The organism is Mesorhizobium sp. BR1-1-13, from assembly GCF_020165515.1.
In the GTDB taxonomy this organism is placed as follows: Bacteria; Pseudomonadota; Alphaproteobacteria; order Rhizobiales; family Rhizobiaceae; genus Mesorhizobium.
In genome coordinates, this window is sequence record NZ_JAIUIH010000008.1 from 53,485 (window position 1) to 79,427 (window position 25,943).

Here is a 25,943-nt window from a genome sequence, read left to right on the forward strand (position 1 = left end):
GAAGGAAGGTCATGACAAACAATACTTCATTCGGCGTTCATTCAGAAGTTGGTCAGTTGCGCAAGGTCATGGTGTGCGCTCCCGGCCGCGCCCACCAGCGGCTGACACCCAGCAATTGTGACGCACTCCTCTTCGACGACGTGCTCTGGGTAGACAATGCCAAGCGCGATCATTTCGACTTCATGACCAAGATGCGCGACAGGGGCGTCGAGGTGGTTGAGATGCACAATCTGCTCGCCGAGACGGTCGCCATTCCGGAAGCCAAGAAGTGGATCCTCGACCAGCAGATCGTGCCGAACCAGGTCGGCCTCGGCCTCATCGACGAGGTCCGCTCCTATCTCGACGGCCTCTCTAATCGCGACCTCGCTGAGACACTGATCGGCGGGCTGTCGACCTTCGAATTCCCGGAAAGCATTGGCGGCGAACAACTGGCGCTGATCCGTGACGCGGCCGGCGTCAACGAATATCTGCTGCCGCCTTTGCCCAACACGCTCTACACCCGGGACACCACCTGCTGGATCTATGGCGGCGTGACGCTGAACGCCCTTTATTGGCCCGCGCGCCACGAGGAGACCATCCTCACCACGTCGATATACAAGTTCCACCCGGACTTCGCCGGCAAGGTCAATGTCTGGTGGGGTGACCCGACCAGGGATTGGGGGCTTGCCACATTCGAGGGTGGGGACGTCATGCCTATCGGCAAGGGCAATGTGCTTATCGGCATGAGCGAGCGCACTTCGCGCCAGGCTATCAGCCAAGTGGCGGCGGCCCTGTTTGAGAAAGGAGCTGCCGAACGTGTGATCGTCGCCGCAATGCCTAAGCTGCGCGCGGCGATGCATCTCGACACGGTATTCACGTTTGCCGATCGTGACTGCGTGCTGATGTATCCGGACATCGTCAACGGCATTGACGCATTCTCCTATCGCCCTGACGGCAAGGGCGGCGTCGAACTCCACAAGGACAAAGGCAGTTTCATTGAGACGGTGCGTGACTCGCTTGGTCTCAAGAAGATGCGCGTCGTTGAAACCGGCGGCAACGACTACATGCGCGAGCGCACCCAGTGGGACAGCGGCGCCAACCTGGTTTGCGCCTCGCCTGGTGTCGTTTTTGCCTACGATCGCAACACGTACACAAATACGCTGCTGCGCAAGGAAGGCATAGAAGTCATCACTATCTCAGGCGCGGAGCTCGGCCGCGGCCGAGGCGGGGGCCATTGCATGACCTGCCCCATCATGCGTGATGCGGTCGACTATTGATAGCAATCCGGCCAGGCTCGGTACAGACGGCCGGTCGGCCCACAAATAGTCTGAAGGCCATACGCTGCCGGACGGCGTCCAGCACATAAAGACCATTTGCCCCAGAATTGCTCATAGAGTGTTGGAGTCGCTCCCAGTCCTTTAGGAACAATCGGCGCATTGTTTGGACGGAATATTCGTTGTTGGCGAGCGGATGTAAATGTACCCAGGAGATGAAACCATGAGAAGTATCATATTTGTTTCTGCTTTGGCTCTGATGGCTGCGGGTTGTACTGCCACGGAACAGCGAACAGCAGGCACGGCGTTGGCAGGAGCCGGAACGGGTGCGGTCATCGGCGGCCTTGCAAACGGCAGTCGAGGTGCCCTTGTAGGCGCGGCGGTCGGTGGCGGCACAGGGGCTGTGGTCGGCGCTGCGACGGCACCGCGCGCGCATCATCGCGAATGCTGGGTTCGTGATCGCTGGGGCCACACGGTTCGCGATCGTCAGGGTCGACCCATCACAAAACGTTGCTAGGCGCGATGCGTAAGATCAGCTTTATTCAGCATGAATCGAGCTGGTTGAGCGATATCGATGAACATTGGTCTGGGCGCTGAGCAAGCTTCCGGACCAATTTTCGGGGTAACGCCATCCAGCCGGCCGGGAACAGACTATACCATGGCAAAGCGCACGCTCTTTGCGCCTACGTATATTCTGGCGGTTATCGCCGTCATATGGGCGCTGCAGGCCGCTGCCTCAATTTTTGCGCCAGTCGTGTGCGCTCTTTTCCTCATCGCGCTGGTGTGGCCATTGCAGCGCAACCTGCAGCGGCGTCTTCCAAAGCTGATCGCACTGGCGATAGTCGTCTGTGTCGTCGTCCTGGCATTCTTCGCCTTTGCATCGATCGCCAGTTGGGGTTTTGGCCGCATTGGCCGATCGGTCCTCGCCGACAGCGCCCGCTTTCAAGGACTCTACAGTCAACTCGCCGAGTGGTTGGAAGGGCACGGTGTCGTGATGGCCGGCGCCTGGGCTGAGCATTTCAATGTCGGCTGGTTCGTGCGGATAGCTCAGGGCGTGACCGCAAGGCTGAATACCGTGATCTCGTTCTGGATCGTTGTCGTCGTTTACGTGCTTCTGGGTCTTCTCGACGCTGAAGCGGCGGCTCGCAATGCTCGTGTAGCGCTGAGCGCCCAGGCGGCGGCCGCCCTGATCGATGGCAGCAGTCAGACAGCATCGAAATGGCGACGTTACATGCTGGTTCGGACATTGATGAGCCTTGCGACCGGTTCGATGGTCTGGGCGCTTTCGGCGGCTTTCGGACTGCGGTTTGCCGCCGAGTGGGGCGTTATCGCCTTCACCTTGAACTATATTCCGTTTATCGGGCCGTTCGTCGCGACATTCTTGCCGACGCTCTACGCGCTCGCGCAGTTCGGATCGCCACAGGCCGCCGTCTCGATTTTTGCCGGCCTCAACATCATTCAGTTCGTCATCGGCAGCTACATAGAACCGCGGGTTGCCGGCTACGTGTTGGCGATGTCGCCTTTTGTGGTGCTGTTTTCGGTCTTCTTCTGGTCGTTTCTTTGGGGGGTGTTCGGCGCGTTCATAGGTGTGCCCATCACCATCGCGCTGGTTACTTTTTGCTCGCAATCGTCGGCGACCCTTTGGATCGCTCAATTGCTTGGGTCCGCCGATCGGCGGAACGCGTGATAGCCGCCGGGAAATTCGATTGGCCGCGCCCCTAGCGACAACCGGATCCCGCGCCCCGGACGAGGCCGATGATACAGACCGACAGGATGCCGCCAAGAAGGCCGGCAATGCCGACCCCAATCAGCACGCCGGGCGTGAGGGTGCCGACACCGCGAGCGGTGGCATCGACAGCATTTTCGACGTTGCCGACGAAGTTTGCCAAGGCGGGAATCCGACCGGCCAGCCCTGTCAGGGCCAGTCCTCCCACGACGCCAGCCGCCGCGACAGATTTCCGACCCAGTGCAGCCATGCGCCAAAACCAGGCCGTAGCGAAAGCTCCGCCCGCGCCGCAGATAGCTTCAATCAAAAGCAGGGCCGCTGTCTCAAGGCCGGACATGCTTGCATCGCCCACTTGCTGTCCGGCCATCCATCGCCTTGCCGACCAGCAGAGTTCCGGCTCCGCGACCGTGGTCAGGCGGTCGCGGCCGCGCCTTGGCCGGCCGTCGCAGAAGCGCGTTGAAGCGCATCGCGCAGAACCTGCTCCTTCGTCTCATCCAGCGACGTCTTAAGCACCACACCGCCAAAGGCCTGGATCTCCTTAAGCACCTTGTCCGCTGTCATCTCGTGCGCGAGCACGAATAGGGCAGCGTCCCCAGGCTGGATGCTGGCTGACAGATCGCGCATGAACGCATCGTTGATACCCACGTCCGTCAAAGCGCCGCCAAGGGCTCCGGAGGTGGCGCCGACCGCAAGTCCGATCAGCGGATTCAGGAAGAGAACACCGATAAGCAAGCCCCAGAAGCTACCGGATACGGCGCCTGCCGCCGTCATATTCACAAGTTGATTGAGCTTTATCGCGCCCGCCTCGGTCTTGGTAGCAATAACCGCGTCGCCAAGTTTAATAACGTATTCCTTTTGAAGTCCTATGAGCCGTTGACGTACCTCTTCAGCCTTGGCCTCGTTTGGATAGACGATGACGATCAGATCGGACATGGGGCCCTCCTAGGCTAAGACTTTTCAAGGGCTGTAATACACATCCTAGAAGGTGAAAGATTGAGCCGGAAATCCGAATAGTGTGCAGCACGTCTCATTTTGCTTGCCTGTCCGACTGGCAAACCTGCGGTCTCGACATTGGTCGTCGGCCGCTTCGTCCGTTGCGCTCGGCTTCGTCGCGACGAATTCTCGTCCGGGCCGCCCGAACTTCTCCTATGTGGTCAGAGAGGCCGCGCTGCTGGTCTCGAGGGGTGGCTGATCCCGGTCATGCGGCATCGTGCGGATCGATAGGCCGTTCGCGACGGGTCCAGGACAAAATGAAACCCCACGCAAAAAGCTTGCCGCTCTTGAGAACCGTCGCGGCAGGACAGGAGCCAATGCCGCAAGTGGGTAACGGTCACGGTGAAATGGTTGGATCATCGGGTCGTATCCGTTGGCCGCAAGCCTGTAACGAGCCAGCCCAGGCCGTGGAGGACCAGGTCGATACCCACGAACGCCCCAATCACCCAAACCCCGGTCGATGGCCATCCGATGAGTATCAAGAAGCCAGCCGCGAGACCGAACAGGCCGGAAACAAGCATCATCCATCGGTCGGTGGACAGATAGCGCAGGCTCAAAGACATTCTTCCGAACCCGGATATCACGAGCACGACACCGAGCACCCAGGTGAGGATGATAGATCCCAGCACCGGCAAGCTGATGAGCAGGCAGCCAAAAACGACGTAGAGGATGCCGAGCATCGTCTGCCAGAGAAAACCACGCCACCCACCGGTCCAGATGGCGAGGACGATCTCGACAAAACCGGCGAATACGATCGCAATGCCCAGGACAAGCGCGCTGATGGTCGTGGCCAGCGCCAGATCGCCCAACACGAAGACGCCGGCGAGAATAAAGACGATTCCGATCGCCGAGTTCGCCCATGCAGACCGTCTCGGTTGCTGAGCCTCCGACAACTGTGCCATTCCCGTACCTCCTCCCGGAGTCATCTACGAATGCGATGGAAATCCACCACGCGGCCAGTACGGGCATTCAGGACTATCTCGAAAGTGCTGCCGCCAATACGACGCGCGTGATAAACAAAATTGCGTCCCCGGCAGTCCACGCGACGCACGTCCCTGAAGCCTCTGCTCTGAATCAATCGCTGGCCTTGGACGCAAGTAATCGCGCGGCCGTTATTAAGGTTTGATCCGATATTTATATTTACGGTCACAGCTCCCGCTGGGGACACAGCGGCAAGAGGAATACCAAAGCCGAGTGCGGCACTTAACAGGGCAGCTAGTGCATATCTCCGCATATCTTTCGTCCTCTTTGGTGAATTAAGCCGACATCACGCGCATGCGAACACGTTGTCAATAATTCTGCATGGTGGCTTGGATATTTGGAGACACAATGCCTATTTTTTGGATTCTTTGCATTTAGCACTTTTGGCTGAGCGCCTCTGTTTTCGGTTTTATTGCGAAGGTGTATGTCTTGCGATTAACCGTTGGTTTGACGGACAGAGATCGCCGCGGGTGGCATTGTTCTTGTGACCGGCCGCGCCGAGGCAGCAGGCGTTCAGAAACACTGAAATGCACGAGGAGCCGACGGGTGTGGGAGATCTCGAAAGCTGATGAAGTGCGCGACCGAACTGAATAATCTTCGTCAGTTTTCCGGAGGTGAGACGCTCATCCGCCGACGCATAAAGACGGCACAGCTCGACCAACGCCCCACGACAGGCGTCCCTGTACGATGGTCAGCGTCCACTGACCGTTCGAGTACGTCGTTCCTTCCGGTCCTTTGGAGGGCAGGTCGACCTCGGCCGCGTCGTTGACGGATACAGAAGCGCGATCCCCCAGAAGACGCACTGCCAGACGCGTGCCGTCCTCGCACTTGTAGTTGCTGACGGGATAGGGATTGCCTACCCCGATCGACGTGGCGAACGCGGAATAAGTGAAGCTCACAATCATCACCGCGCCAATTGCCGCGACCGATAGATTTTTTTGCACAATAGTCCTCCCAACTGGTGCATCGGCGTGGATCAAACAGAGAAGCTGTATCAACTGATCGGCAAGCGCCTTCGGGAAATGCGCTTCGAAGGGGCGGGACATTTCCGGCTAGCTCACGCCAGTGGCTTTGCCGGCCTCTGCCAGGGCGGCCTGCACTCTCGTGCAAGCTTGAATTCAGCCGTTGCAGCAAATCCCGTGGGCTCGTCAGACCAAGGAGTCCAGAGGACGCTTAGAAGGGCGATATGCACTGTCGGCGTGGACCATTATACGGCTGCCAGCTGTTGTCCGAGACCCGAAAAGAGCGGTAGCGCTGTGAGCACCAGTTCACATGGTTATTCCAAGCGCTGTGATTGTGCTGGCGGGCAGCCGAAACCGCCATTCCGCCGAGCAGCATTCCGCCAATGAGGCCCGCGGCGACGGCGCCATTATTGTTCCTCGAATGCCGGTGATGGCGTGGCGGACGGGAGGGCCGATAATGGGGTCGCCTGTGGTGCGGTGGCCGTACTCCATGTCCCGGTCGATGGCGGGAAGGCCTCCTTAGGTCAATGTTCGTGACCGTATCGGCAACCGACGGCCTTAGCGCTCCGACGGGCATTGCCCAGGTGGGGGCTGCCAAGCTTGCGATGATCGCGGCGACGATGATGCGCTTCATATGCTTCTCCCGTAAACTTCATCTCCCGCCGTACGCCCCGCCGCTGCGGATAAGATCAAATCCAGGTAACTCTAGGCCAGCACCTCGTTTTCTTGGAATATGCTGTAAATCCCAAACGTGGATCGAGCGTTTATTTCTTGCTTCCGGAAGGAATGAGACCAGTCGAACAGTATGTCTTTCCGCCGAGGACGCCTGTCGCGACGGGCGCCACCAATGTTCCTTGAATGCCGGCGCCTGCCAAGGCCGACGCATTGGCCGATCTTGGCCTGACCATCGCTAAGTCAGACGATGGCAACGGCCTGGTCGTCACCGATGTGGATCCCAACAGCGATGCGGCCGATCGTGGCATCCAGCCGGGCGATGTCATCACCGCCGTCAGTTCTGCCAAGGTGAACACCACTGATGACGTCTCCAAGGCCATTGCCGATGCAGCCAAGGCCGGCCGCAAGGCCGTACTGATGCAGATCACCCGCGACGACTCGAGCCGGTTCGTCGCGCTGCCCGTGGGCAAGGCCTGACAGAAGGCGGTCTGGAGCCTGTTTCGAGGCGCCCGCCCCAAATGCTGCCGCCGCGATAGCCGTGGAACATCCAGCAATTTCCCGCGGCGATGTCTGTCGCCAAGCCGCTGCGGGAACAAGGAGCCTCGCACGTCAATCAGTCGTCGTGCCTCGCTCCTGGCGGCAGCGGGCTCCCTACGCCCGCTGCCGTTTCCGCCATTTACGTCAGTGGCAAATCGACTGCATCGTGAGCCTAAACGGATGTCGGGGCTCGCGGTGATTCTTCTGCTCACCGTGTTCGTCAGCACGCTCACGCTCGGCACGGGCCGCACGACGAGACTTCAGGGAGTGGTCCATCTTGGCATATTCGCTATGTTCCTGCTGATTTCGGCCGTGCCCTGAAGCCTCAGCTAGCCGCCTCTGTCGGCCTGTGCTGCAACTTTGGTGGCAAGATGGGTTTTGAGGGCGGCGAGGTCCTGTCGCGACCAGTCCTTCACGCCCAACACCGCGCTCCAGGCTTCCACATAGTCCTGCGGCGCGTAGACATGGCCGTAGCCGATCGGCGTGGTTGTCGCCACGGCCATATCGAGACCGAGCTGCAGCATGGTCACCACCGGGTACCAGCTCAATTGCGGCGAGACGTCCGGCCCGCGCGGCGCCTTCATCCAATCCGGCTGCCGGTAGGCGTCGCGATAGTCGAAGAACACGATCGGGTCGCTGGCATATTGCAGGTAGACGATCCTCAGCGGCCCCCAGAGCGTGTCCGGCGCCACCGCCGGGCCGTTCTGGTTCATGAACCGGACCAAGCTGCTGTCGCGGAAGATTGGCAGCCACTGCGGCGAGCCATTGTTGCGCGTATCACTGACCGAGCGCCAGATGCGGCTTTCGAAGGGCGGGCCGCTCCAGAGTGCGCCGCTGATCGGGTCGCTGAATATCTCGAACAGCCCGGCCGATCTTTCGGAGTTCATGGCGCCAAGGCTGAGTCCGTGTAGGTAAAGCCTCGGCCGCGACTGCTTCGGCAGGGTCGTCCAGTAGCCGTAGATTTCGAGGAACAGCGCGCGGGCCGTCTCGGCGCCGTATTCCGGCTGCGCCAGCAGCGACAGCGGACTGCTCAGATAGGAATATTGCGCGGCGACGCTGGCGACATCGCCTCGGCATAGATATTCGAGCGCATCCATCGAGGCCGGATCGATCCATCCGGTGCCGGTCGGCGTGATGACCACAAGCGTGGATTTGCTGAAGCCGCCCGCCCGCTTCAGCTCCTCCAGCGCGAGTTTCGCGCGGGCTTGCGCACTGTTTGCCGCTCCCAGTCCGACATAGACCCGAACCGGCTGTTGCGCCGGCCGGCCGGTGAAGGTCCCTATCTCGGCGGCGGCGGGACCGTCCGCGATGAACTCGCGGCCGGCGCGGCCGAGCTCGTCCCACCTGACCAGCGAGGCGGGGCTTCCGGTCCTGGAGGCTTCGCTAGGCTGCTGGCGCTCCGGTTCCATGAGTGCGTCGAACTTGGCGAACGAGGAGTCGAGCGCGCCGAAGATCGCGCGGATCGCAACGTCGCTCACCAGCAACCAGATGAGCAGCACGGCGACAGCGGCGCCGGCGACATTCGCCAGGCGCCGGGGTATGTAGCGTCTCAGTGCCCCGGCGATGGCGCGCACCAGCCAAGCGACAAGGCGCGCCAGCGCGAGCACGACGATGAAGGTGCAAATGGCCAGGGCGCAGACATTGACGGGATGAGCGCCATCGACAGCCGGCATGCCCATCACCGCGCGGATGGAGTTCTGCCACGCGCCGGATCGCCACAGTGCCACAAGGGCAAGGGCCAGGCACGGGACCAGGATGATCGCCTTGGACAGCAAACGCGGCCGTGGCGGCAGTTCCGGAATCTCGAGATATTTCCATAGCCACCGCAAGGCGACGCCAAGGCTGTAGCCGATGGCGAAGCACGCGCCCGCCAGTACGCCTTGCGTCAGGTCGGTGCGGGGAACGAGCGTCGGCGTCAGGGCGGCCGCGAAGAACAGCATGCCGAGGGCCATCCCGACACCGGAGAGCGATCGCCAGATACTAAGGAAACGAGTAGTTGTCACTTGGGTGTTACGCCTCGATTTGGACCGCAGGATAAAGTTGGCCTATGGTTTTTACCTTCGGAGTCGCCGTCCGCTATTGGCCCCCTAAACCGTCAGGCCCATGCCATGGGTCAACATGCATCGAACCCTTTGCGCGATAAGACAGAGATACCACGCGTATTAAAAACTAGTGCTCGCCCCGGTCCTTAGGTTCGCCAGACCATACCAGAGAATATGAAGGAAACGGGTTGCCGACCGTCCGCTAACGTGTTGACGTCCAGTAGAAAACGTCGCCCTCCGGGCCTACCATTGTCGTTATCCGCCATTAGGCTACGAAGCGGTTCGCCAATGCGATGGTCTAGACACTCGCCGACGCATCGTCTGCGGATGGCAGCTTTGCGCCTCCAACCCGCCGTTTAGCTTCAAACTGCGTGAGCTAGAGAGCAGACGTTGGACCAGCCCGGCCAAAGGCCCTGAAGCCGTGTGGCACGGCAGCGCCGGCAATATTCGTGAACCGAGTGCTACGTTTACCCGGCGCGCTGCTTGAGTTCAGGAAAATCTGGTCTCTGCGCCAACCTTGGCCTCAGGAACATCCCCATCTACCGCAGCCTTCTCCGCCACCAGTCAAGAATCCGCAGGCTGTGTGCGCCAGTCATACTCTTGCCGGAACCCAAGGATGTCGCGCAGCTTCCGATTTGAGATCGGTCCCTCGAATACGTCCAGGGTGCCGACCGCATCGTGGTGTTGAACAAAGGCCGGATCGAACAGATCGGCAGCCCTTCCGAGCTCTACGAGAATCCAGCTAATCTGTTCGTCGCAAGCTTTATCGGCTCGCCGGAAATGAACCTGATCGAGGGCCGCATCGACAACGGCGCATTCGTCGCCGATCAGGGCTTGCGCTTACCCTTGCCGGCGGATGCTCGGATGGGCGACAGGGATGGGGTAGTTTACGGGATTCGTCCGCAGCACATTTCGGTTGGCGGCAACCACTCTCGGGCGAGGGTGCAAGTGGTCGAGCCGACCGGTGAGGCCCAGGAGCTTACATTAAGTGCAGGTGGAGTCGACCTCGTGGCCGAGGTGCGGGATCAGCCGCCCTTCAAACTTGATCAAGAGGTTGGGTTGGAGATCATGATATCCAAGGTGCATCTGTTCGATGCTCATAGCGGCATCAGGATTGCTTAGGGCGCGCTGACGGGCGAAAAACGGCTATCCATCATGCTCTTCGGCAGTTGCCACTTGCTGCCTGGTTTTTCCGCCAGAGACGGCCGTCTGGCCGTGCCCGCGAAACGGCCTTGCGGACGTCGCCGACTGACTATCGTGGAAGCAGCACCTCCCTCGCTCTAGGCCGGTCCTGATCGACCAGATGATCGCCTTGGCGTCGAAACCCCCGGTGATCGCTGTTTGCCCATCGGCCGTCACGGCCATGACCGCGGAGCTCGGCACCACGCGTTTCTATGCCGCAGAGGAACGGACCAACGGCCGTCAGACATAGCGCGAGCGTCGTCCTCATTGCACCCCGGGCCATTCCGTGCTCCGTTGGCGCAGCGCCGCCGTTGCGGGCACCAAGCTTGCCGGACCGGCCATATCGCTCACACCGTTCGAGGCAATCATATGACCCAGAATATGGAAACCGATCCCTTCAACGTCTCCATGCGCAAGTTCCTCAAGCAGGTCGGCGTGACTTCGCAGCAGGCAATCGAGAAAGCCGTGGCGGAGAAGGGCCTGAAAGGACAGGGCCGACTGACCGTGAGGGCCGTCATCACCTCGGAGCCGGCAGGCCTGCGCCATGTCGTCGAGGGCGAGATCGATCTGGGATGAGAGCTGCGGCTTGATCGGGGTCGGCTGCTATTTGAAGAACCGTATCTGCCCGGCCGGCGATGGATCGTATCCGGCAAGCTCGGCGGCGCGGCTGGCGAAGATTTCCTGCCCTAGCAAACGCAGGAGCGCCTGGATCGGTTGTTGGAAGTAGGTCCGCTGCCGCATCAGGAGATCGAAGCTTTCCCAGGCCAATGGAACGAAATCGAGGCCAGCGGCGCGCGCGGCCGCGCGCGTGGCAATTCCGCAATCGGCCCTACCAATGCGCACGGCAGCCGCGAGATCGGGTCCGGTCAGGCAGGGAGGCTCCAACCGATTGACGTCGTCTTGTTTCGCGCCGGAGTCCGCCAGCAATTGCGTGAGCAGCATGTCCGCGCCTGCGCCGCGTTGACGAACCGCGATGCGTGCGCCGGTCGCAAGTACGTCGGTCAGGTTGTTGAGCGATTTTGGATTGCCTGGCGCGAGCAGCAGGCCTTGCTCGCGGCGGGCGAATCCGACCAGAACCGCATCGTAAAGCCGCGGCCTGGTCGCAATTGCGGCGACATTCGGGTCCGGGTCGCGGCTGTGGAAATGGATCGCGGCGGCAGACACCTCGCCGCGCAGCAGGCGTGTCACGCCGGCTTCCGTGCCTTCCGTCAGAAAGGCCAGGCCGGAGCCTGATTGGCGCAAAGCCCATTCGAGCAGGTCGTCCTGGCTGCCGCCGACGATCGGCGGCGGCTCGGATTGGGTCATTCCTGCGGGCCGGACCAACCCCGACATGACCCAGCGGTCGAGTTCATGCCGCGGAAACAGCCACTTGCCCGCCACCTTGCTGCACGGGATACGCTCCTCCGCGATTAGGTCATAAAGCTTGCGCTCGCCAATGCGCAGATAATCGGCGGCTTCGGACGTCGTCAGCAAATCCATCCTGCATTGATATGCATATTCCTGAATAGGTTCAAGGATTTGACTCTGACGGAGGAGTTGCAGGACATTGACGCTGGACACGACTGCGAGGAGCAATGTCGGAAGGGCTCGGTGCATGGCAACTGATCGCGGGCGGCGACGCCACGCTGTTTGCCATCGTGCGCCTGTCGCTCGCCGTGAGCCTTTCGGCTGTCGCGATCGCCATGGTCGCAGGCCTGCCGCTGGGCGCAATTATCGCGCTGGCACGCTTTCCCGGTCGTTCGGCGATCGTCGTGCTGCTGAACGGTTTCATGGGCCTGCCGCCGGTGGTGGTCGGGCTGACGGTCTACCTGCTGCTATCGCGATCCGGGCCGCTTGGCGAGTTCGGCCTCTTGTTCACACCCGCCGCCATGGTCATCGCGCAGGCGCTATTGGTGCTGCCCATCATTGCCGCGCTGACTCGCCAGACGGTCGAGGATCTGTGGCGCGAGTATCGTGAGGAACTGACTGCGATGCAGGTCGGGCCGACGGGCCTCGTCGCCACGCTTTTGTGGGACGGCCGCTTCAGCCTCGTCACGGCTCTGCTTGCAGGTTTCGGCAGGGCGGCGGCCGAGGTCGGCACCGTGATGATCGTCGGCGGCAACATTGATGGCTTCACCCGCACCATGACGACGGCAATCGCACTTGAAACCTCGAAGGGAAACCTGCCGCTCGCCATGGGACTCGGCCTGATGCTGATTTTCCTCATCCTGCTGATCAACGCCACCGCCTGGGGCGTGCGGGTTTGGTCGGAGCAACGGGCGGGCTAGGGATGCGGGCTGCTCAGAGCGATCTTCCACTTGTCTTCGATGACGTGTCGCTGGTCGCCGGTGCGACGACCATCCTGGACCGGGTGAACCTGACGATCGGGCCGCGCGCGCCGACTCTGGTCGTCGGCCCGAACGGGTCGGGCAAAACCTCCCTGCTGCGGCTCTGCATGGGGCTTGTTGCTCCTTCTGCTGGAACCCTGACTTGGGGGGGACGAATGCTTTCCCCGCCGACACGGCGCGCGATCCTGTTCCAGAAGCCGGTGATGCTGCGCCGCTCGGCGGCCGCGAATGTCGCCTATGCACTGGCTCAAGCCGGCTGTCCGCGCCGGCTCCGGGCCCCGCGCGCGGAGGAACTGCTCGAGCGCGTCGGTCTTCTCGATCTCGCGGCACGTCCGGCACGGCATCTCTCCGGTGGCGAGCAGCAGCGGCTGGCCCTCGCCCGGGCCCTGGCGCGCCAGCCCGAAATCCTGCTGCTCGACGAGCCGACAGCCAGCCTCGATCCGGCGGCGACGCGTTTTGTCGAGCAGATCATCATCACGGCTGCCCAATCGGGCACGAAGATCATCATGGCGTCGCATCACCTCGGCCAGGTACGCAGGATCGCGGGAGACGTCGTCTTTCTGCTCCGGGGGCGCGTTTGCGAGCATGCCGACGCCGACGACTTCCTTGACCGCCCCGCGACCCCGCAAGCCGCTGCCTTCGTGCGCGGCGAACTCGTGCTTTGATCAACTTGGACCGAGATTGAGATGCTGACCCGCCGAATGTTCTCTGCGCTTGTGGTGCTTCTGATGCTAGCGGGCGGCGCACCTGCCCAGGACCAGTCGATCGTCGTGGCGTCGACGACCTCGACCCAGGATTCTGGCCTGTTTGATTACATCCTGCCGCTGTTCGAGAAGAAAACCGGCATCAGCGTGAAGGTTGTCGCTCAGGGCACCGGTCAGGCGCTCGACACCGGTCGGCGCGGCGATGCCGACGTGGTCTTCGTCCATGCCAAGGCGCAGGAGGAGAAGTTCATCGAGGAAGGCTTCGGGGTGAAGCGCTTCGACGTGATGTACAACGACTTCGTCCTCGTGGGCCCCAAAAGCGACCCGGCGGGCGTTAGCGGGACCAAGGACATCGCAGCCGCGCTGATCGCCATCGAAGCCAAGAAAGCGGCCTTCGTGTCGCGCGGTGACAGGTCCGGCACCCATTCGGCCGAATTGGGTCTGTGGAAGACGGCTGGCATCGACATCGAGGCAGCCAAGGGCCCGTGGTACAAGGAGATCGGGCAGGGCATGGGGGCGGCGCTCAACGCCGCGGCGGCCATGAACGCCTATACGCTTTCCGATCGTGGCACCTGGCTGTCGTTCAAGAATCGTGGCGAGTTGGACATTGCCCTCGAGGGCGACAAGCGGCTCTTCAACCAGTATGGCGTGATGCTGGTGAATCCTCGCAAGCATCCAAGCGTCAAAGTGGAGGCCGGCCAGCGCTTCATCGATTGGCTGGTTTCTCCGGAGGGCCAGAAGGCGATCGGAGAATACAAGATCGACGGCCAGCAGCTCTTCTTCCCGAATGCGCAGCGCGAGCGTTCTTGAAGCTGGGTTGCAAACGGGCTCGCGTCTGCTTCAATATCGCGCCATGACGAGAATGTTTTCTTCGAAGGGCCCGCTGACTCCCCTGGAAGCGGCGCTCGATGCGCTGCTCGATGGTGTGATGCCCGTCACCCCGCGCTTGGTGCCGCTTGAACAAGCCTTGGGCTATGTCGCTGCCGGGATGCCGGCTGTCGTGCCAGCTCAGCCTGCGCGAGACATCGCTGCCATCGACGGCTGGGCGTGTCGCGCCCTCGACCTTGTGGGGGCATCAGCCTATTCGCCCTTAGTTTTGCCGGTCGCGCCGACCTGGGTCGAGACGGGTGAGGTCATGCCTGAAAATCGCGACTGTGTGCTGCAGGCCGGCCTCGTCGATTGCAGTGGACCGATGATCCAAGCAGCAGCTGAAGCCGTGCCCGGTCAGGGTGTGCGCCGGGCGGGCGAGGATATGGCGGCGGCCCGCCCGCCAATGCTTGAGGGAAAGGCGATCGGCTTCGCCGACCTGCTGGTCGCCCGCAAAGTGGGACTGAGCCAGCTTGCCATACGGAGCCCGCGCGTGCGCGCAATCGATGTCGCTGCCGACAGTCACGAGACATTCTCCATGCGGCTCGTGGTCGAGAGCCTGAGTGCCTCGGGCGTTTCGATTGCCGGTATAGATACCGTAGAGCGCGACGCGGCATCGATCATTGCCGCTCTTGATGGCGAGGCATGCGATTTTCTGCTCCTGATCGGCGGTACTGGCGACGGCCACGCCGACGTGACCGCCGAGGCTCTGGCGCGGCGCGGGGTGTTGATTGGGCACGGCATTGCCTTAAGGCCCGGGGGGACAACGGCGATAGGCCGGCTCGGCAAAACACCGGTGGTCGCATTGGCCGGATCGCCGCACCAAGCTTTCGCCGGGTTCCTTGCGCTTGTCCAGCCAGTCCTGGACCGCCTGTCGGGCAGATTTGAACGGCCCGGCATCATCTTGCCGCTGTCGCGGAAAATCTCATCCGCGGTCGGACTCTACGAGCTCGTTCTGCTCGGGAAGGAACGGGATATGTGGACGCCGCTCGCCGTCGGCGACTTTTCGCTGGACGCCATGCGGCTTGCCGACGCCTGGCTTGCGGTCCCGGGCGATAGCGAGGGGTATGCCTTCGGCACGCCCATCTCCGCCTTTCCGCTCCGCAACTTTTGATCGAGTGAGCCGCTATGACGAATTCTCCATCATCGGCCCAGCAGAATAGCGGGCAGGAGCAGTTCCTGACGATATTGTCGCGCGAAGCTGCGCTGGCGGGCTTCGAGGCAGCGCTGTTTCCCCGCCCGTTACCGACCGAGACGCGGACGCTGGCCGACGCGCTCGGGCTGGTTCTTGCCGAAGACGTGGCGGCGCCGGTCGACGTGCCGCCCTTCGACCGCTCCAATGTCGACGGCTTCGCAGTACGTGCGGCCGACCTGGCTGCTGCTTCTGAAACCCGTCCCGTTCGGCTTGAACTGAATGCGGAAGCGATTGCCTGCGGCACGGTTCCGCAACTCCCCGTTCTGACCGGAACCGCCACGCCCATCGCAACCGGCGGGCCGCTGCCACGTGGCGCGGACGCGATCATCATGGTGGAGCATACCCATCCGGTGGGGTTGAGTGCCATCGAGGTGGGGCGCGGCATCTCGCCCGGCCAGTTTGTCTCCAATGCGGGATCTGACATGGCGCGAGGAGAGGTCGTGCTGCGCACCGGAACGCAAATCGGCTCGCGCGAAATCGGCATGCTCGCCGCGTGCGGAATCGCACAAGTGGCCGTGGCGCGCAGGCCACGCGTGGCCGTGCTCTCCACTGGCGATGAACTCGTTCAGCCGGGCGAGCCGCTGCGGGCGGCCGGCATTTATGATGCCAACGGACCGATCATCGCTGCGGCGGTCACTGAAAATGGCGGCGAAGCGCATTTTCTCGGCGCTTTTCCAGACGACGAGGCAACGCTTGAGACGGCTATGCGCGAGGCGCTCGCCGCCCACGACGTAATGATCGTGTCGGGCGGCACGTCCAAAGGGGCAGGGGATGTCACGCATCGCATTATCGGCCGACTGGGCAAGCCCGGCATCATCGCCCACGGCGTGGCGCTGAAGCCCGGAAAGCCGCTTTGCCTGGCGGTGTGCGGGGGCAAGCCGGTCATCGTCCTGCCGGGATTTCCGACCTCGGCCATGTTCACCTTCCATGACATGGTGGTACCCGCCCTGCGGCGCATGGCGGGGCTGCCGCCGCGCGTCGATGCTCAGGTCACCGCAAGCCTTCCGTTGCGGGTTCATTCCGAACTCGGACGGACCGAATTCGCGATGGTCTCCCTTGTGCAAGGGCAGGGAGGATTGACGGCCTATCCGACTGGTAAGGGCTCGGGAGCGATAACATCCTTTACCCAGGCGGACGGCTTCATCCGCATCGAGGCACTGGCCGATCACGTGCCTGCCGGTGTAGACGTGCCGGTGACGCTGTTCACGCCGCGGGTCCGCGTTCCCGATCTCGTTGTCATCGGCAGTCATTGCGTCGGCCTCGATCTGGTCGTTGGCGAACTTTCGCGTCGGGGGATTTCGGTGCGCTCGCTTTCTGTGGGAAGCCTGGGCGGTCTTGCGGCGGCCAAGCGCGGCGAGTGCGATCTCGCTCCCATTCATCTCTTCGACCCGAAGACGCGGAACTACAACGCGCCCTTCCTCGGTGACGGACTCGAACTGGTGCCAGGCTGGCGGCGCATGCAAGGTTTGGTGTTCCGCCGAGGGGACGGGCGCTTCGAGGGCCTCGGCGCGGAGGACGCGGTCCGTGCCGCGCTCGCCGATCCCGATTGCATGATGGTCAACCGCAACCAAGGCTCGGGAACGCGTATCCTGATCGACCAACTGCTCGGCGCGGAACGCCCGGACGGCTACTGGAACCAGCCGCGCACACACAATGCCGTGGCCGCGGCGGTAGCGCAGAAGCGCGCCGACTGGGGCGTCACCATCGCGCCGGTCGCGCGTGCGGCCGGGCTCGGTCTTATCCCGTTGACCGAAGAGCACTACGACTTCGCGCTGGTTTGCGCGCGAAAGGATCGGCCCGCGGTGCACGCGTTCCTCGAAGTCCTCCAGGCCGACGAGGTGCATTCGGCGCTGGAGCGCGCGGGGTTCAGCCGGCCGGGTTAGCTAGCGGCGAGCAACGCGGCCAGCCGCTCGGCTTCGGCGAGGTCGTCGACCGTGTTGGCGTTGAAGAACGGGTCCACCGGCTCTGCCGGCCAGGATACGGTGGCAAGGCCGTAGCGGGTGGTCCACCGGTCGATCTTGCGCAGGCCCTCGTTGGTCAACGCATGGCGCAATTCGTCCCGCAGGGCGACTTTCCAGAGCCCGATGACCGGATGCGCCTGACCGCCGGATGACGCCACCGCCAAATCCGCCCCCTCGGTCATGCGCGCCCGCTGGAGGCGTGCAACGAGGTCGCGCGGCAGGAAAGGACAATCACCGGCGGCGCTGACCACCCACTCGACGTCGGGCCTGTTGTCCGCCGTCCAATCGAGCGCGGCGAGCATGCCGGCGAGCGGCCCCGGATAACCCTCGATCGTGTCGGCGACGACGGGCAGGCCAAAACGGGCGAAGCGAACGGGGTCGCCATTGGCATTAAGAACGAGCCCGTCGCATTGCGGTCCTAGCCGTTCGATGACATGCTCGAGCATCGTGCGTCCGCCGATCACGCGCGTCGGCTTGTCCCCGCCGCCCATGCGCCGACCCAGACCGCCGGCGAGCACGACGCCCAGCGTCATGGGCCGCTCAGTCGTCATGCTCGGCACCCTTGCGGCGGTTGCGCGGCGCTTCCTCATCGACCGAAGCGATATCCTGGTCGAAGACGATCCGCTCCTGGCCCGAAAGTGCGGTGAAGCGCTTGCCGCGCGCCCGGCCGACCAGCGTCAGCCCCACTTGGCGGGCCAGCGCCACGCCCCAGGCGGTGAAGCCGGAGCGCGAAACCAGGATGGGAATGCCCATCCGAACCGTCTTGATCGTCATCTCTGAGGTCAGCCTCCCGGTCGTGTAGATGATCTTGTCCCCCGGATCGATGGCGTGGCGGTACATCCAGCCGGCGATCTTGTCGACAGCGTTATGGCGGCCGACGTCTTCCATATAGCAGATTGGCGTGCCCTCCCTGCAAAGGACGCAGCCATGGATGGCGCCTGCTTCCAGATAGAGCGACGGCGTGGTGTTGATTTTGTGCGTCAGCTCGTAGAGCCAGGAGGTGCGAAGCTCAGCGGGCGGGAGCGTGATGTCCTCGATCGCCTCCAGCACGTCGCCGAAGGCGGTGCCTTGGGCGCAACCCGAGGTCTGCGTTCGCTTTCTGAGCTTCTGCTCGTAGTCGGTGTTGCGCTCGGTGCGAACGACCACGACCTGGAGGTCCTCGTCATACTCGACGTCCGTCACCACATCGGTGGGCAGAAGCATGTTCTGGTTCAGCAGATAGCCGAGCGCAAGATATTCAGGGTAGTCGTTGACCGTCATCATCGTGACGATCTCCTGAGCGTTGAGATAGAGCGTCAGGGCACGTTCGATCGGAACGCGGACCTCTACCGTCGCGCCTGTATGGTCGATGCCCGCAACCAGCTCCGTCAGCCGTTGGTCTTGCGGATCGGGTGTGATGATGGCGTGTTCCGGTTGGCGTAGCATCAAATGCATGGCAGTCTCCTGACGTCGTATTCTGGCTCGCGCCTGCGCTAGCTTGCCGTATCTTACAGGCTGTTCAACCGAAGCTGATTAAAAAAAGCCGGATTGATGCGATTACGAAGAAGCCGACACGCTCGTAGAGTGGGAATATGAATGGCGCAAATTTCGGATGACTGCTTCGCTTTCGGCGGACAGATGCGGCCCATCGACGAGACTGCCGCGCTGATCGCCTCGAAACTCAGCGCCGTACAGGAGGTCGAGAGGGTCCCGCTCTTGCTGGCGGATGGGCGCGTCCTGGCAAAAAAGATGGTAGCATCGCTGCCGCTGCCGCCCTTCACCAATTCCGCGGTCGACGGCTACGCCGTGCGAGGGGTAGACCTGCCGCAGACTGTCGAGACGGCGTTCGCCGTTGCCGGGAGGGTTCAGGCCGGCATGGCGGCGAATGAACCTGTGCCGCCGGGCCAGACGGTACGCATCTTCACTGGTGCTCCAATGCCCGACGGGGTCGACACGGTGTTCATGCAGGAAGACGTGAGCATCGACGGCTCCGGCAGGATCCTTCTCCCGCCCGGCCTGCAAAAGGGTGCCAATGTACGCCCTGCGGGTGAAGATGTCGCATTGGGCGAGGCCGTCCTCCCGGCGGGCCACCGGATGCGGCCGCAAGATATCGCGCTCGCCGCCGCATTGGGGTTCACCGAACTTCAGGTCAGGCGCAAGATACGCGTCGCAGTGTTCTCGACCGGGGACGAAATCGTCGCGCCGGGAGACATGCGTGGACCGGCGCAGCTTTTCGACTCCAACCGTTTCATGCTGACGGCGATGCTCGCTCGACTCTGCTGCGACATCACCGATCTCGGTATCCTCGTGGATAACAGTAGCCTGATCGCTGAAAAGCTGAGCGAAGCGGCATTGAGCCATGACCTGATCCTGACTTCGGGCGGTGTGTCGACAGGCGAGGCAGATTGCGTGAAGGCCGCCGTCGAGAGTGCCGGAACCCTGGTGTTCTGGCGCGTCGCGATCAAGCCGGGCCGGCCGGTCGCCATGGGGGTGATCGATGGAACCCCGCTGATCGGACTTCCTGGCAATCCGGTGGCGAGCTTCGTCACCTTCGCGCATATTGCCCGCCCGGCAATCCTCGCCCTTGCGGGAGCCCTCCAGCAACCGCCGACCCCGATCGCTATGCGGGCCGCCTTTTCCTATAGCAAAAAGCAGGGACGGCGCGAGTATGTGCGAGCAAGCGTACGCGCGGCCGCGGATGGATGCTACGAAGCGACGAAGTTTCCCAGGGAAGGCGCAGGACTGTTGTCATCCCTGGTCGCGACCGATGGTCTCGTCGAGTTGGGAGAGGAGATAGTCCGTGTCGACCCAGGTCACACGGTCCAGTTCCTCCCCTATTCCAGTCTTATGTGAGAGCCGTCGGATCACGTCCTCGAAACGAGAGCCGCAACCCGGGCTCGATTGACGGGGTCAGGCCCCGTCGGGCATCATGCCGATCATGATAACCACGACGAAGTTGGATCTGACCGGGCTTAAGTGCCCTTTACCAGCACTTAAGACTCGTAAGGCGCTGAAAGCCTTGAAGCCGGGCGAGCGGCTCGAGGTTCACTGCACGGACCCGCTGGCGGTCATCGATATCCCCAATCTGCTCAACGAGATGGGCGAGCGACTTGAAGCGACGGAACGCGACGGCGATCGCATCGTGTTCATGATCGAAAAGACGCAGCCCGCGACGATGTGACGAGTTGCACCCCATCGGCGGCGGCCCCAAGATTTGCGAGGCAATGCTTGCGCTGGTCGTGCAGGGGACATGTCGTGCCTCATAGTCGACATCCTGGCCCGCGGGATATCGTTAAGAGGTAAGGGCGTTTCACTCGGGGAGGTGAGCACATGACGATCCAGGAACGACGGCCGCGTGATCGCGGACCAAAGGGCAGGCCGTTGGAAGACGCCGCGCTCGCCGAGATCCAGGCGCTCCTGGGCGCGCGCCAGCGACGGCGCGACTTGCTGATCGAATTCCTTCATCTGATCCAGGACCGATATGGCTGCCTGTCGGCGCGGCATTTGCGGGCGCTGGCGCAAGATATGCGCTTGTCGCAGGCCGAGGTCTACGAGGTGGCGACCTTCTACGACCATTTCGACGTTGTGAAGGAAGGCGAGACGCCGCCTGCGCCGTTGACAATCCGCGTGTGCGATTCAGTGAGTTGCATGCTGGCAGGCGCCGACACCCTCCTGGCCGAATTGCAAGCGGGCGCCGATCCAGCGGCGATCAGGGTCATGCGCGCGCCCTGCATGGGCCGTTGCGCTGGCGCGCCTGCCGCGCGTATCGGTGATCGCGAGGTCGACCAGGCAACCGCCGAGGGCCTGAGGCGCATGGCCGCGTCAGCGGATACCGGTGTGAGCGTGCCCGATTATGTCGGGCTTGAGGCGTATCGGCAGGCGGGCGGCTACCAGCTTTTGCAGCGGGTACGGATTGGGGCGCTGACCACGGACGAGCTCATCGCCACCCTGGGCGATGCGGGCTTGAGGGGTCTGGGCGGTGCGGGTTTTCCCGCCGGCAAGAAGTGGCAGTTCGTGCGCTCCTATCCAGGCCCGCGTCTGATGTCGATCAATGGCGACGAGGGTGAGCCCGGCACCTTCAAGGACCGCATCTATCTCGAGCGAGATCCGCACCGTGCCTTTGAGGGTGCATTGATCGCGGCGCACGCCGTCGAGGCGGAACGGATCTATCTTTACATGCGTGACGAATACCCTGCGGTGCTCGCCATTCTTCGTCAGGAGATCGCCGCACTCGAGGCCACCGGCATCGTCAAGCCGGGCTTCATCGAGCTCCGCCGCGGCGCCGGCGCGTATATCTGCGGCGAGGAGAGTGCGATGCTGGAAAGCATCGAGGGCAAGCGCGGCATGCCGCGCCACCGCCCCCCCTACATCGCCGAGGTCGGCCTGTTTGGACGGCCGACCCTCAACCATAATGTCGAGACGCTCTGGTGGATCCGCGACATCGTCGAAAAGGGCGCGCAATGGTTCGCTGCGCAGGGCAGGCCCGGCCACCCCGGCATCCGCTCATGGTCCGTATCCGGCCGGGTGAAAAATCCCGGCGTCAAGCTGGCGCCGGCCGGCGTCACGGTACGCGAATTGATCGACGACTATTGCGGCGGCATGGCGGACGGTCATGAGTTCAAGGCCTATTTGCCGGGCGGCGCCTCAGGCGGCATCCTGCCAGCGGCACTGGGGGACATTCCGCTCGATTTCGGCGGCGATCTGGCCAAGCAGGGCGCCTTCGTCGGCTCCCATGCTATAGTCGTGTTCTCGCGGGCCGACAATATAAAGCAGGTCACGCTCAACCTCATGAAATTCTTCAAGCATGAGAGCTGCGGGAAGTGCACGCCTTGTCGCGAGGGAACCGAAAAGTTGGTGGCCATCTTGCAGGAGCAGGGCCAGATGCCGGAAGACAAGATTCGCGACCTCGAAGCGGTGATGCGCGATTCGTCGATCTGCGGCCTGGGCCAGGCGGCGCCCAATCCGATCAATCATCTGCTGACGCATTTCCGGAGTGACCTTTGATGGCCGAGAGCGTGGTATTCACCCTCGATGGGCAAACCGTGAGCGCCGCCCCTGGCGAGACCATCTGGGATATCGCCAAGCGCCAGGGCACAAAGATTCCGCATCTGTGCCATGTCGACATGCCGGGCTATCGCCCCGACGGCAATTGCCGCGCCTGCATGGTCGACATCGAAGGCGAGCGCGTGCTGGCTGCCTCCTGCGTTCGCCAGCCTTCCGCCGGCATGGTCGTGAAAACCGACACCGAACGCGCCCGCAAATCACGCGAGATGGTATTCGAGCTCCTCGCAAGCAACATGCGACCGGCGAGCGACGGTCCAGACAACCAGTCGGCATTCTGGCAATGGGCCGGTTCGATGGGGATTTCGGGCAGCCGATACCGTTCCAAGTTCACCGAGGAGGGGCTAGCGCCAGAATTCGACATCACCAATCCGGCCATTGCCGTCAATCTCGACGCCTGCATCACCTGCGGCGCTTGCGTGCGCGCCTGCCGCGAGGTGCAGGTCAACGACGTGATCGGCATGGCCGAGCGCGGCAATCACTCGATTCCTGTCTTCGATATGCACGATCCGATGGGCCTGTCGACCTGCGTCACCTGCGGCGAATGCGTCCAGGCTTGCCCGACTGGTGCGCTCTACGAGAAATCGCTGATGGACGAGACCGGCAAGACACGTGTCGTCCAGGCGTTCGACAAGGTCGTCGACACGGTCTGCCCGTTTTGCGGCGTTGGCTGCCAGACGCAGGTCGCCGTCAAGGACAATAAAATCGTCCAGGTCGACGGCCGCAACGGTCCGGCGAACGAGAACCGGCTCTGCGTCAAGGGCCGCTTTGGCTTCGACTATGTGATGTCGCCCGAACGGCTGACGAAGCCGCTGATCCGGCGCGACGACGCGCCGAAGGCCGGCGACATTGATTTGCGCAATGTCGACCCGCTGACAGTGTTCCGCGAGGCCAGCTGGGAAGAGGCGCTGGAGCGCGCCGCCAGCGGGCTGAAACGCATCCGCGACCAGCATGGTGGCAAGGCGCTGGCTGGCTTCGGCTCGGCAAAGGGGTCGAACGAGGAGGCCTATCTCTTCCAGAAATTCGTCCGGCAGGGTTTCGGCACCAACAATATCGACCACTGCACCCGGCTCTGCCACGCCTCTTCCGTGGCCGCTTTGATGGAGGGCGTTGGCTCTGGCGCGGTCTCGGCGCCTTTCATGGACGCCATGAAGGCCGAATGCGTGATCATCATCGGGGCGCGGCCGGCGACAAACCATCCAGTGGCCGCCACCTATTTCAAGCAAGCGGCAAAGCGCGGCACCAAGCTGATCGTGATGGATCCGCGCGGCCAGGAACTGATGCGCCACGCCAGCTATGCGCTGCGCTTCAAGCCGGGCAGCGACGTGGCGATGCTCAACGCGCTGTTGCACGTCATCATAGAAGAGAGGCTCTATGACGAGCAGTACATCCAGGCCAATGTCTCCGGCTTCGAGGCATTGAGGGCTAAGGTGAAGGATTTTTCGCCCGAGGCGATGGCTCCCGTCTGCGGCATCGAGGCCGGTGTGCTGCGCGAGGTGGCACGCACCTATGCCAAGGCGGAGCGCTCGATGATTTTTTGGGGTATGGGCATTTCGCAGCACACCCACGGCACCGACAATTCGCGCTGCCTGATCGCGCTGGCGCTGATCACCGGCCATGTCGGGCGCGCCGGCACAGGCCTGCATCCGCTGCGCGGCCAGAACAATGTCCAGGGCGCTTCGGACGCGGGCCTCATCCCGATGTATTTCCCCGACTACAAATCGGTGGAGAATGCCGATATCCGCGGCCAGTACGAGAATTTCTGGGGCCAGACGCTCGACCCCAAACGCGGCTTGACCGTCGTCGAGATCGTCGACGCGATCCATGACGGCGAGATCCGGGGCATGTACATCATGGGCGAGAACCCGGCCATGTCCGATCCCGACCAGAGCCATGCGCGCGCCGCACTCGCCAAGCTGGAGCATCTGGTTGTTCAGGACATCTTCCTGACCGAAACAGCATGGCATGCCGACGTTGTGCTCCCTGCCTCCGCGCATGCGGAGAAGCTCGGCACTTACACCAACACCAATCGGCAGGTGCAGATCGGCCGGCCGGCCGTCAACCTGCCGGGCGAGGCGCGGCAGGACCTCGATCTCATCATCGAGCTTGCCAGACGCATGGGGCTGGATTGGAACTACAGGCACGTTTCGGACGTCTTCGGCGAAATGGCGCAAGTAATGCCGTCGCTGAAGCACATTTCCTGGGAGCGCATCGAACGCGAGGAGTCCGTCGTCTATCCTGCCGATGGTCCTGATGTTCCTGGCAACGAGATCGTCTTCACCACCGGGTTCCCGACCGCGGATGGCCGCGGGCGCATCGTGCCCGCCGACCTCCTGCCTCCCGACGAGGTGCCCGACGACGAATATCCTCTGGTGCTAACCACCGGGCGCCTGCTGGAGCACTGGCACACGGGCGCCATGACGCGCCGCGCCGGGGTGCTCAACGCGATCGAGCCCTACGGCATTGCTGCGATGAATCCCTACGAGATCAAGCGCCGCGGCCTTGCGCAGGGAGACGTGATCAACGTGGAGACGCGGCGCGGCGTCGTCGAAGCCATTCTGCGGGCCGATCGAGAGGTCGCCGATGGCATGGTGTTCATGCCGTTCTGCTTTGCCGAGAGCCCGGCCAACATGCTTACCAATCCTATGCTCGATCCTTACGGTAAGATCCCGGAGTTCAAATATTGTGCCGCGCGGATCGTGCCGGCATCGAGATCGGTCGAAGCTGCCGAATGATGTTTGGAAGCTGCCCGCGGAGGTAGTGTTGGGCGATGGCTGACTTGAGGAAGTCCATTGCTCGACGGCCGCCGGAATAGTCGGGCAGGCCGTCGCAAAGGCTCGCGACAGGTGGGAGGGCTCTGTCGCCGGCCAAATGTGAGCCACGGTTGTGCGGAACGCCCTCAACTCGGCGTTCTTCTCGCGAGGTTTGATTTGGCTGAAGGCGACGCGAGATGCCATCACCGGCCGACCAGCAGCAGCCTTCCGACGAGTGCTGCTGTTAGAGTGTATCGTTAGGATAGATGCCCCAAAGGCGGGTTTGCCTGACGAAGCCTGCCAGCGAATTGACCGCAACCCTGCACCATTGCCCGTCGCAGCGCACCAGTTCGACAATTACTTCCGGCGCCAGCCAGGCGGTGACGAGGCTGGAAACCGAAGGCTTCCGGCGCAGCGCGATCTTGTCCTTGCTCCATGGGGCGGTTACAGCGGTCCTTCGCCCCGAAAGAAGCGGACCGAAGACCCAGCCGGATGTTCCCTGCCAGTCTCGCACGCGCCGCCAGTTTCCATATTCCTGGTAGATTTCAAGCGGAATCCTCGGCCGGACATAAACCCATTCGACGTCATATTGGGTGCCCGGTCCGACCCGCATATTCACAGGAGAACTCTTCAACGACGCGAAGCGGGGCAAGGCAATCCCATTGGCGGCAGCTTGAGGGCCGGCCTTTGTGACAGTTGCAACACATAGTGCAGCGATGAGGCAACAACGAAGGACGCTACCCGT

At 62.6% G+C, this 25,943-nt stretch carries 25 protein-coding genes and 1 pseudogene; 16 read left to right on the forward strand and 10 right to left on the reverse strand.

The features are described from left to right. The first annotated feature begins 11 nt into the window (after positions 1-11). The 3 genes from arcA (at position 12) to LB533_RS18990 (ending at position 2,940) form a co-directional block, all read left to right on the forward strand. Positions 12-1,256, forward strand: coding sequence for an arginine deiminase (arcA, locus tag LB533_RS18985; RefSeq protein ID WP_140641837.1), 1,245 nt, complete (start codon positions 12-14; stop codon positions 1,254-1,256). A gap of 256 nt (positions 1,257-1,512) precedes the next feature. Then, positions 1,513-1,770, forward strand: coding sequence for a YMGG-like glycine zipper-containing protein (locus LB533_RS30175; protein WP_348640292.1), 258 nt, complete (start codon positions 1,513-1,515; stop codon positions 1,768-1,770). Positions 1,771-1,911: 141 nt separating this feature from the next. Then, a complete protein-coding gene (locus tag LB533_RS18990) occupies positions 1,912-2,940 on the forward strand; it encodes an AI-2E family transporter (protein WP_140642098.1) in 1,029 nt (342 codons plus the stop codon). Positions 2,941-2,971: 31 nt separating this feature from the next. On the opposite strand, the gene LB533_RS18995 is transcribed toward LB533_RS18990, so the two are convergent. The 5 genes from LB533_RS18995 to LB533_RS30035 all read right to left on the reverse strand — a co-directional run bounded on the left by LB533_RS18995 (position 2,972) and on the right by LB533_RS30035 (position 6,549). Further along, on the reverse strand, positions 2,972-3,346 hold the full coding sequence (locus tag LB533_RS18995) for a hypothetical protein (RefSeq protein WP_140641839.1): 375 nt from the start codon (positions 3,344-3,346) through the stop codon (positions 2,972-2,974). A gap of 44 nt (positions 3,347-3,390) precedes the next feature. Then, entirely contained in the window at positions 3,391-3,912 is a 522-nt protein-coding gene (locus tag LB533_RS19000; protein ID WP_140641841.1) for a DUF1269 domain-containing protein, read from the reverse strand. A gap of 416 nt (positions 3,913-4,328) precedes the next feature. Next, positions 4,329-4,874, reverse strand: a complete 546-nt coding sequence (locus LB533_RS19005) for an HdeD family acid-resistance protein (protein WP_181169442.1) — start codon at positions 4,872-4,874, stop codon at positions 4,329-4,331. Between the two features lie 702 nt (positions 4,875-5,576). After that, positions 5,577-5,999 (reverse strand): hypothetical protein, encoded by a 423-nt coding sequence (locus tag LB533_RS19010; protein ID WP_224557475.1) that lies wholly within the window; start codon positions 5,997-5,999, stop codon positions 5,577-5,579. A gap of 127 nt (positions 6,000-6,126) precedes the next feature. Next, positions 6,127-6,549 (reverse strand): BA14K family protein, encoded by a 423-nt coding sequence (locus LB533_RS30035; protein ID WP_140641846.1) that lies wholly within the window; start codon positions 6,547-6,549, stop codon positions 6,127-6,129. 230 nt (positions 6,550-6,779) lie between these two features. Between LB533_RS30035 and LB533_RS19020 the strand changes: the two are divergent. Both LB533_RS19020 and LB533_RS19025 read left to right on the forward strand, forming a co-directional pair. Beyond that, positions 6,780-7,067 (forward strand): annotated as a pseudogene (locus LB533_RS19020) (PDZ domain-containing protein); the annotation flags it as partial. 255 nt (positions 7,068-7,322) lie between these two features. Then, the gene (locus LB533_RS19025) at positions 7,323-7,448 is read left to right on the forward strand and encodes a hypothetical protein (protein WP_411908903.1); all 126 of its coding nucleotides are present in this window, start codon (positions 7,323-7,325) and stop codon (positions 7,446-7,448) included. An 8-nt stretch (positions 7,449-7,456) separates the two neighbouring features. On the opposite strand, the gene LB533_RS19030 is transcribed toward LB533_RS19025, so the two are convergent. Continuing rightward, a complete protein-coding gene (locus LB533_RS19030) occupies positions 7,457-9,067 on the reverse strand; it encodes an alpha/beta hydrolase (protein WP_224557477.1) in 1,611 nt (536 codons plus the stop codon). Positions 9,068-9,847: 780 nt separating this feature from the next. Here LB533_RS19030 and LB533_RS19040 point away from each other — a divergent pair. Both LB533_RS19040 and LB533_RS19045 read left to right on the forward strand, forming a co-directional pair. Further along, positions 9,848-10,291, forward strand: coding sequence for a TOBE domain-containing protein (locus LB533_RS19040; protein WP_318012445.1), 444 nt, complete (start codon positions 9,848-9,850; stop codon positions 10,289-10,291). A 429-nt stretch (positions 10,292-10,720) separates the two neighbouring features. Beyond that, complete coding sequence (locus LB533_RS19045) at positions 10,721-10,927, forward strand: DUF6494 family protein (RefSeq protein ID WP_140499366.1); 207 nt, start codon at positions 10,721-10,723, stop codon at positions 10,925-10,927. A gap of 27 nt (positions 10,928-10,954) precedes the next feature. Here LB533_RS19045 and LB533_RS19050 read toward each other — a convergent pair whose 3' ends face one another. Further along, positions 10,955-11,830, reverse strand: coding sequence for a helix-turn-helix transcriptional regulator (locus tag LB533_RS19050; protein WP_224678036.1), 876 nt, complete (start codon positions 11,828-11,830; stop codon positions 10,955-10,957). Positions 11,831-11,925: 95 nt separating this feature from the next. On the opposite strand from LB533_RS19050, the gene LB533_RS19055 reads away from it, so the two are divergent. Genes LB533_RS19055 through LB533_RS19075 form a run of 5 tightly spaced genes read left to right on the forward strand, consistent with a single transcriptional unit; the run spans position 11,926 to position 17,327 of the window. Beyond that, entirely contained in the window at positions 11,926-12,618 is a 693-nt protein-coding gene (locus tag LB533_RS19055) for an ABC transporter permease (protein ID WP_224677919.1), read from the forward strand. Between the two features lie 2 nt (positions 12,619-12,620). Beyond that, the gene (locus LB533_RS19060) at positions 12,621-13,343 is read left to right on the forward strand and encodes an ATP-binding cassette domain-containing protein (RefSeq protein ID WP_224677920.1); all 723 of its coding nucleotides are present in this window, start codon (positions 12,621-12,623) and stop codon (positions 13,341-13,343) included. A 21-nt stretch (positions 13,344-13,364) separates the two neighbouring features. After that, complete coding sequence (locus LB533_RS19065) at positions 13,365-14,192, forward strand: extracellular solute-binding protein (RefSeq protein ID WP_224677921.1); 828 nt, start codon at positions 13,365-13,367, stop codon at positions 14,190-14,192. Then, positions 14,170-15,363: a molybdopterin-binding protein gene (locus LB533_RS19070; RefSeq protein WP_318011251.1), complete on the forward strand. Its 1,194-nt coding sequence runs from the start codon at positions 14,170-14,172 to the stop codon at positions 15,361-15,363. Before LB533_RS19065 ends, LB533_RS19070 begins: the two co-directional genes overlap by 23 nt. A 14-nt stretch (positions 15,364-15,377) precedes the next feature. Beyond that, on the forward strand, positions 15,378-17,327 hold the full coding sequence (locus tag LB533_RS19075) for a molybdopterin biosynthesis protein (protein ID WP_140641862.1): 1,950 nt from the start codon (positions 15,378-15,380) through the stop codon (positions 17,325-17,327). On the opposite strand, the gene mobA is transcribed toward LB533_RS19075, so the two are convergent. Together mobA and LB533_RS19085 are read right to left on the reverse strand one after the other, a co-directional pair. Beyond that, the gene (mobA, locus tag LB533_RS19080; RefSeq protein WP_181169444.1) at positions 17,324-17,956 is read right to left on the reverse strand and encodes a molybdenum cofactor guanylyltransferase MobA; all 633 of its coding nucleotides are present in this window, start codon (positions 17,954-17,956) and stop codon (positions 17,324-17,326) included. The two genes, LB533_RS19075 and mobA, sit on opposite strands and share 4 nt — an antisense overlap. Then, on the reverse strand, positions 17,946-18,830 hold the full coding sequence (locus LB533_RS19085) for a formate dehydrogenase accessory sulfurtransferase FdhD (protein ID WP_411908904.1): 885 nt from the start codon (positions 18,828-18,830) through the stop codon (positions 17,946-17,948). Before LB533_RS19085 ends, mobA begins: the two co-directional genes overlap by 11 nt. Before the next feature lie 150 nt (positions 18,831-18,980). Here LB533_RS19085 and glp point away from each other — a divergent pair, with 150 nt between their 5' ends. The 4 genes from glp to fdhF all read left to right on the forward strand — a co-directional run bounded on the left by glp (position 18,981) and on the right by fdhF (position 25,180). After that, the gene (gene glp / locus LB533_RS19090; protein WP_140641865.1) at positions 18,981-20,237 is read left to right on the forward strand and encodes a gephyrin-like molybdotransferase Glp; all 1,257 of its coding nucleotides are present in this window, start codon (positions 18,981-18,983) and stop codon (positions 20,235-20,237) included. A 76-nt stretch (positions 20,238-20,313) separates the two neighbouring features. Beyond that, the gene (locus LB533_RS19095; RefSeq protein ID WP_224557479.1) at positions 20,314-20,565 is read left to right on the forward strand and encodes a sulfurtransferase TusA family protein; all 252 of its coding nucleotides are present in this window, start codon (positions 20,314-20,316) and stop codon (positions 20,563-20,565) included. A 149-nt stretch (positions 20,566-20,714) separates the two neighbouring features. Continuing rightward, entirely contained in the window at positions 20,715-22,388 is a 1,674-nt protein-coding gene (locus tag LB533_RS19100; protein ID WP_140641867.1) for an NAD(P)H-dependent oxidoreductase subunit E, read from the forward strand. Further along, complete coding sequence (fdhF, locus tag LB533_RS19105; RefSeq protein ID WP_140641869.1) at positions 22,388-25,180, forward strand: formate dehydrogenase subunit alpha; 2,793 nt, start codon at positions 22,388-22,390, stop codon at positions 25,178-25,180. The genes LB533_RS19100 and fdhF overlap by 1 nt, the downstream gene beginning before the upstream one ends. Before the next feature lie 262 nt (positions 25,181-25,442). Here the strand turns inward: fdhF and LB533_RS30040 are convergent, their stop codons facing one another. Then, positions 25,443-25,817 carry an SH3 domain-containing protein gene (locus LB533_RS30040; protein ID WP_281407144.1) on the reverse strand — a complete coding sequence of 125 codons (375 nt, stop codon included), beginning with the start codon at positions 25,815-25,817 and terminating at the stop codon, positions 25,443-25,445. Positions 25,818-25,943: the final 126 nt, after the last annotated feature.

Bases quoted from the DNA above. Each gene is read 5' to 3' on its own strand.
- arcA (WP_140641837.1), top strand. From the start codon at position 12: ATGACAAACAATACTTCATTCGGCGTTCATTCAGAAGTTGGTCAGTTG.
- LB533_RS30175 (WP_348640292.1), top strand. From the start codon at position 1,513: ATGGCTGCGGGTTGTACTGCCACGGAACAGCGAACAGCAGGCACGGCG.
- LB533_RS18990 (WP_140642098.1), top strand. From the start codon at position 1,912: ATGGCAAAGCGCACGCTCTTTGCGCCTACGTATATTCTGGCGGTTATC.
- LB533_RS18995 (WP_140641839.1), bottom strand. From the start codon at position 3,346: ATGGCCGGACAGCAAGTGGGCGATGCAAGCATGTCCGGCCTTGAGACA.
- LB533_RS19000 (WP_140641841.1), bottom strand. From the start codon at position 3,912: ATGTCCGATCTGATCGTCATCGTCTATCCAAACGAGGCCAAGGCTGAA.
- LB533_RS19005 (WP_181169442.1), bottom strand. From the start codon at position 4,874: ATGGCACAGTTGTCGGAGGCTCAGCAACCGAGACGGTCTGCATGGGCG.
- LB533_RS19010 (WP_224557475.1), bottom strand. From the start codon at position 5,999: ATGTCCCGCCCCTTCGAAGCGCATTTCCCGAAGGCGCTTGCCGATCAG.
- LB533_RS30035 (WP_140641846.1), bottom strand. From the start codon at position 6,549: ATGAAGCGCATCATCGTCGCCGCGATCATCGCAAGCTTGGCAGCCCCC.
- LB533_RS19030 (WP_224557477.1), bottom strand. From the start codon at position 9,067: ATGCTGTTCTTCGCGGCCGCCCTGACGCCGACGCTCGTTCCCCGCACC.
- LB533_RS19045 (WP_140499366.1), top strand. From the start codon at position 10,721: ATGACCCAGAATATGGAAACCGATCCCTTCAACGTCTCCATGCGCAAG.
- LB533_RS19050 (WP_224678036.1), bottom strand. From the start codon at position 11,830: ATGGATTTGCTGACGACGTCCGAAGCCGCCGATTATCTGCGCATTGGC.
- LB533_RS19055 (WP_224677919.1), top strand. From the start codon at position 11,926: ATGTCGGAAGGGCTCGGTGCATGGCAACTGATCGCGGGCGGCGACGCC.
- LB533_RS19060 (WP_224677920.1), top strand. From the start codon at position 12,621: ATGCGGGCTGCTCAGAGCGATCTTCCACTTGTCTTCGATGACGTGTCG.
- LB533_RS19065 (WP_224677921.1), top strand. From the start codon at position 13,365: ATGCTGACCCGCCGAATGTTCTCTGCGCTTGTGGTGCTTCTGATGCTA.
- LB533_RS19070 (WP_318011251.1), top strand. From the start codon at position 14,170: ATGCGCAGCGCGAGCGTTCTTGAAGCTGGGTTGCAAACGGGCTCGCGT.
- LB533_RS19075 (WP_140641862.1), top strand. From the start codon at position 15,378: ATGACGAATTCTCCATCATCGGCCCAGCAGAATAGCGGGCAGGAGCAG.
- mobA (WP_181169444.1), bottom strand. From the start codon at position 17,956: ATGACGACTGAGCGGCCCATGACGCTGGGCGTCGTGCTCGCCGGCGGT.
- LB533_RS19085 (WP_411908904.1), bottom strand. From the start codon at position 18,830: ATGCTACGCCAACCGGAACACGCCATCATCACACCCGATCCGCAAGAC.
- glp (WP_140641865.1), top strand. From the start codon at position 18,981: ATGGCGCAAATTTCGGATGACTGCTTCGCTTTCGGCGGACAGATGCGG.
- LB533_RS19095 (WP_224557479.1), top strand. From the start codon at position 20,314: ATGCCGATCATGATAACCACGACGAAGTTGGATCTGACCGGGCTTAAG.
- LB533_RS19100 (WP_140641867.1), top strand. From the start codon at position 20,715: ATGACGATCCAGGAACGACGGCCGCGTGATCGCGGACCAAAGGGCAGG.
- fdhF (WP_140641869.1), top strand. From the start codon at position 22,388: ATGGCCGAGAGCGTGGTATTCACCCTCGATGGGCAAACCGTGAGCGCC.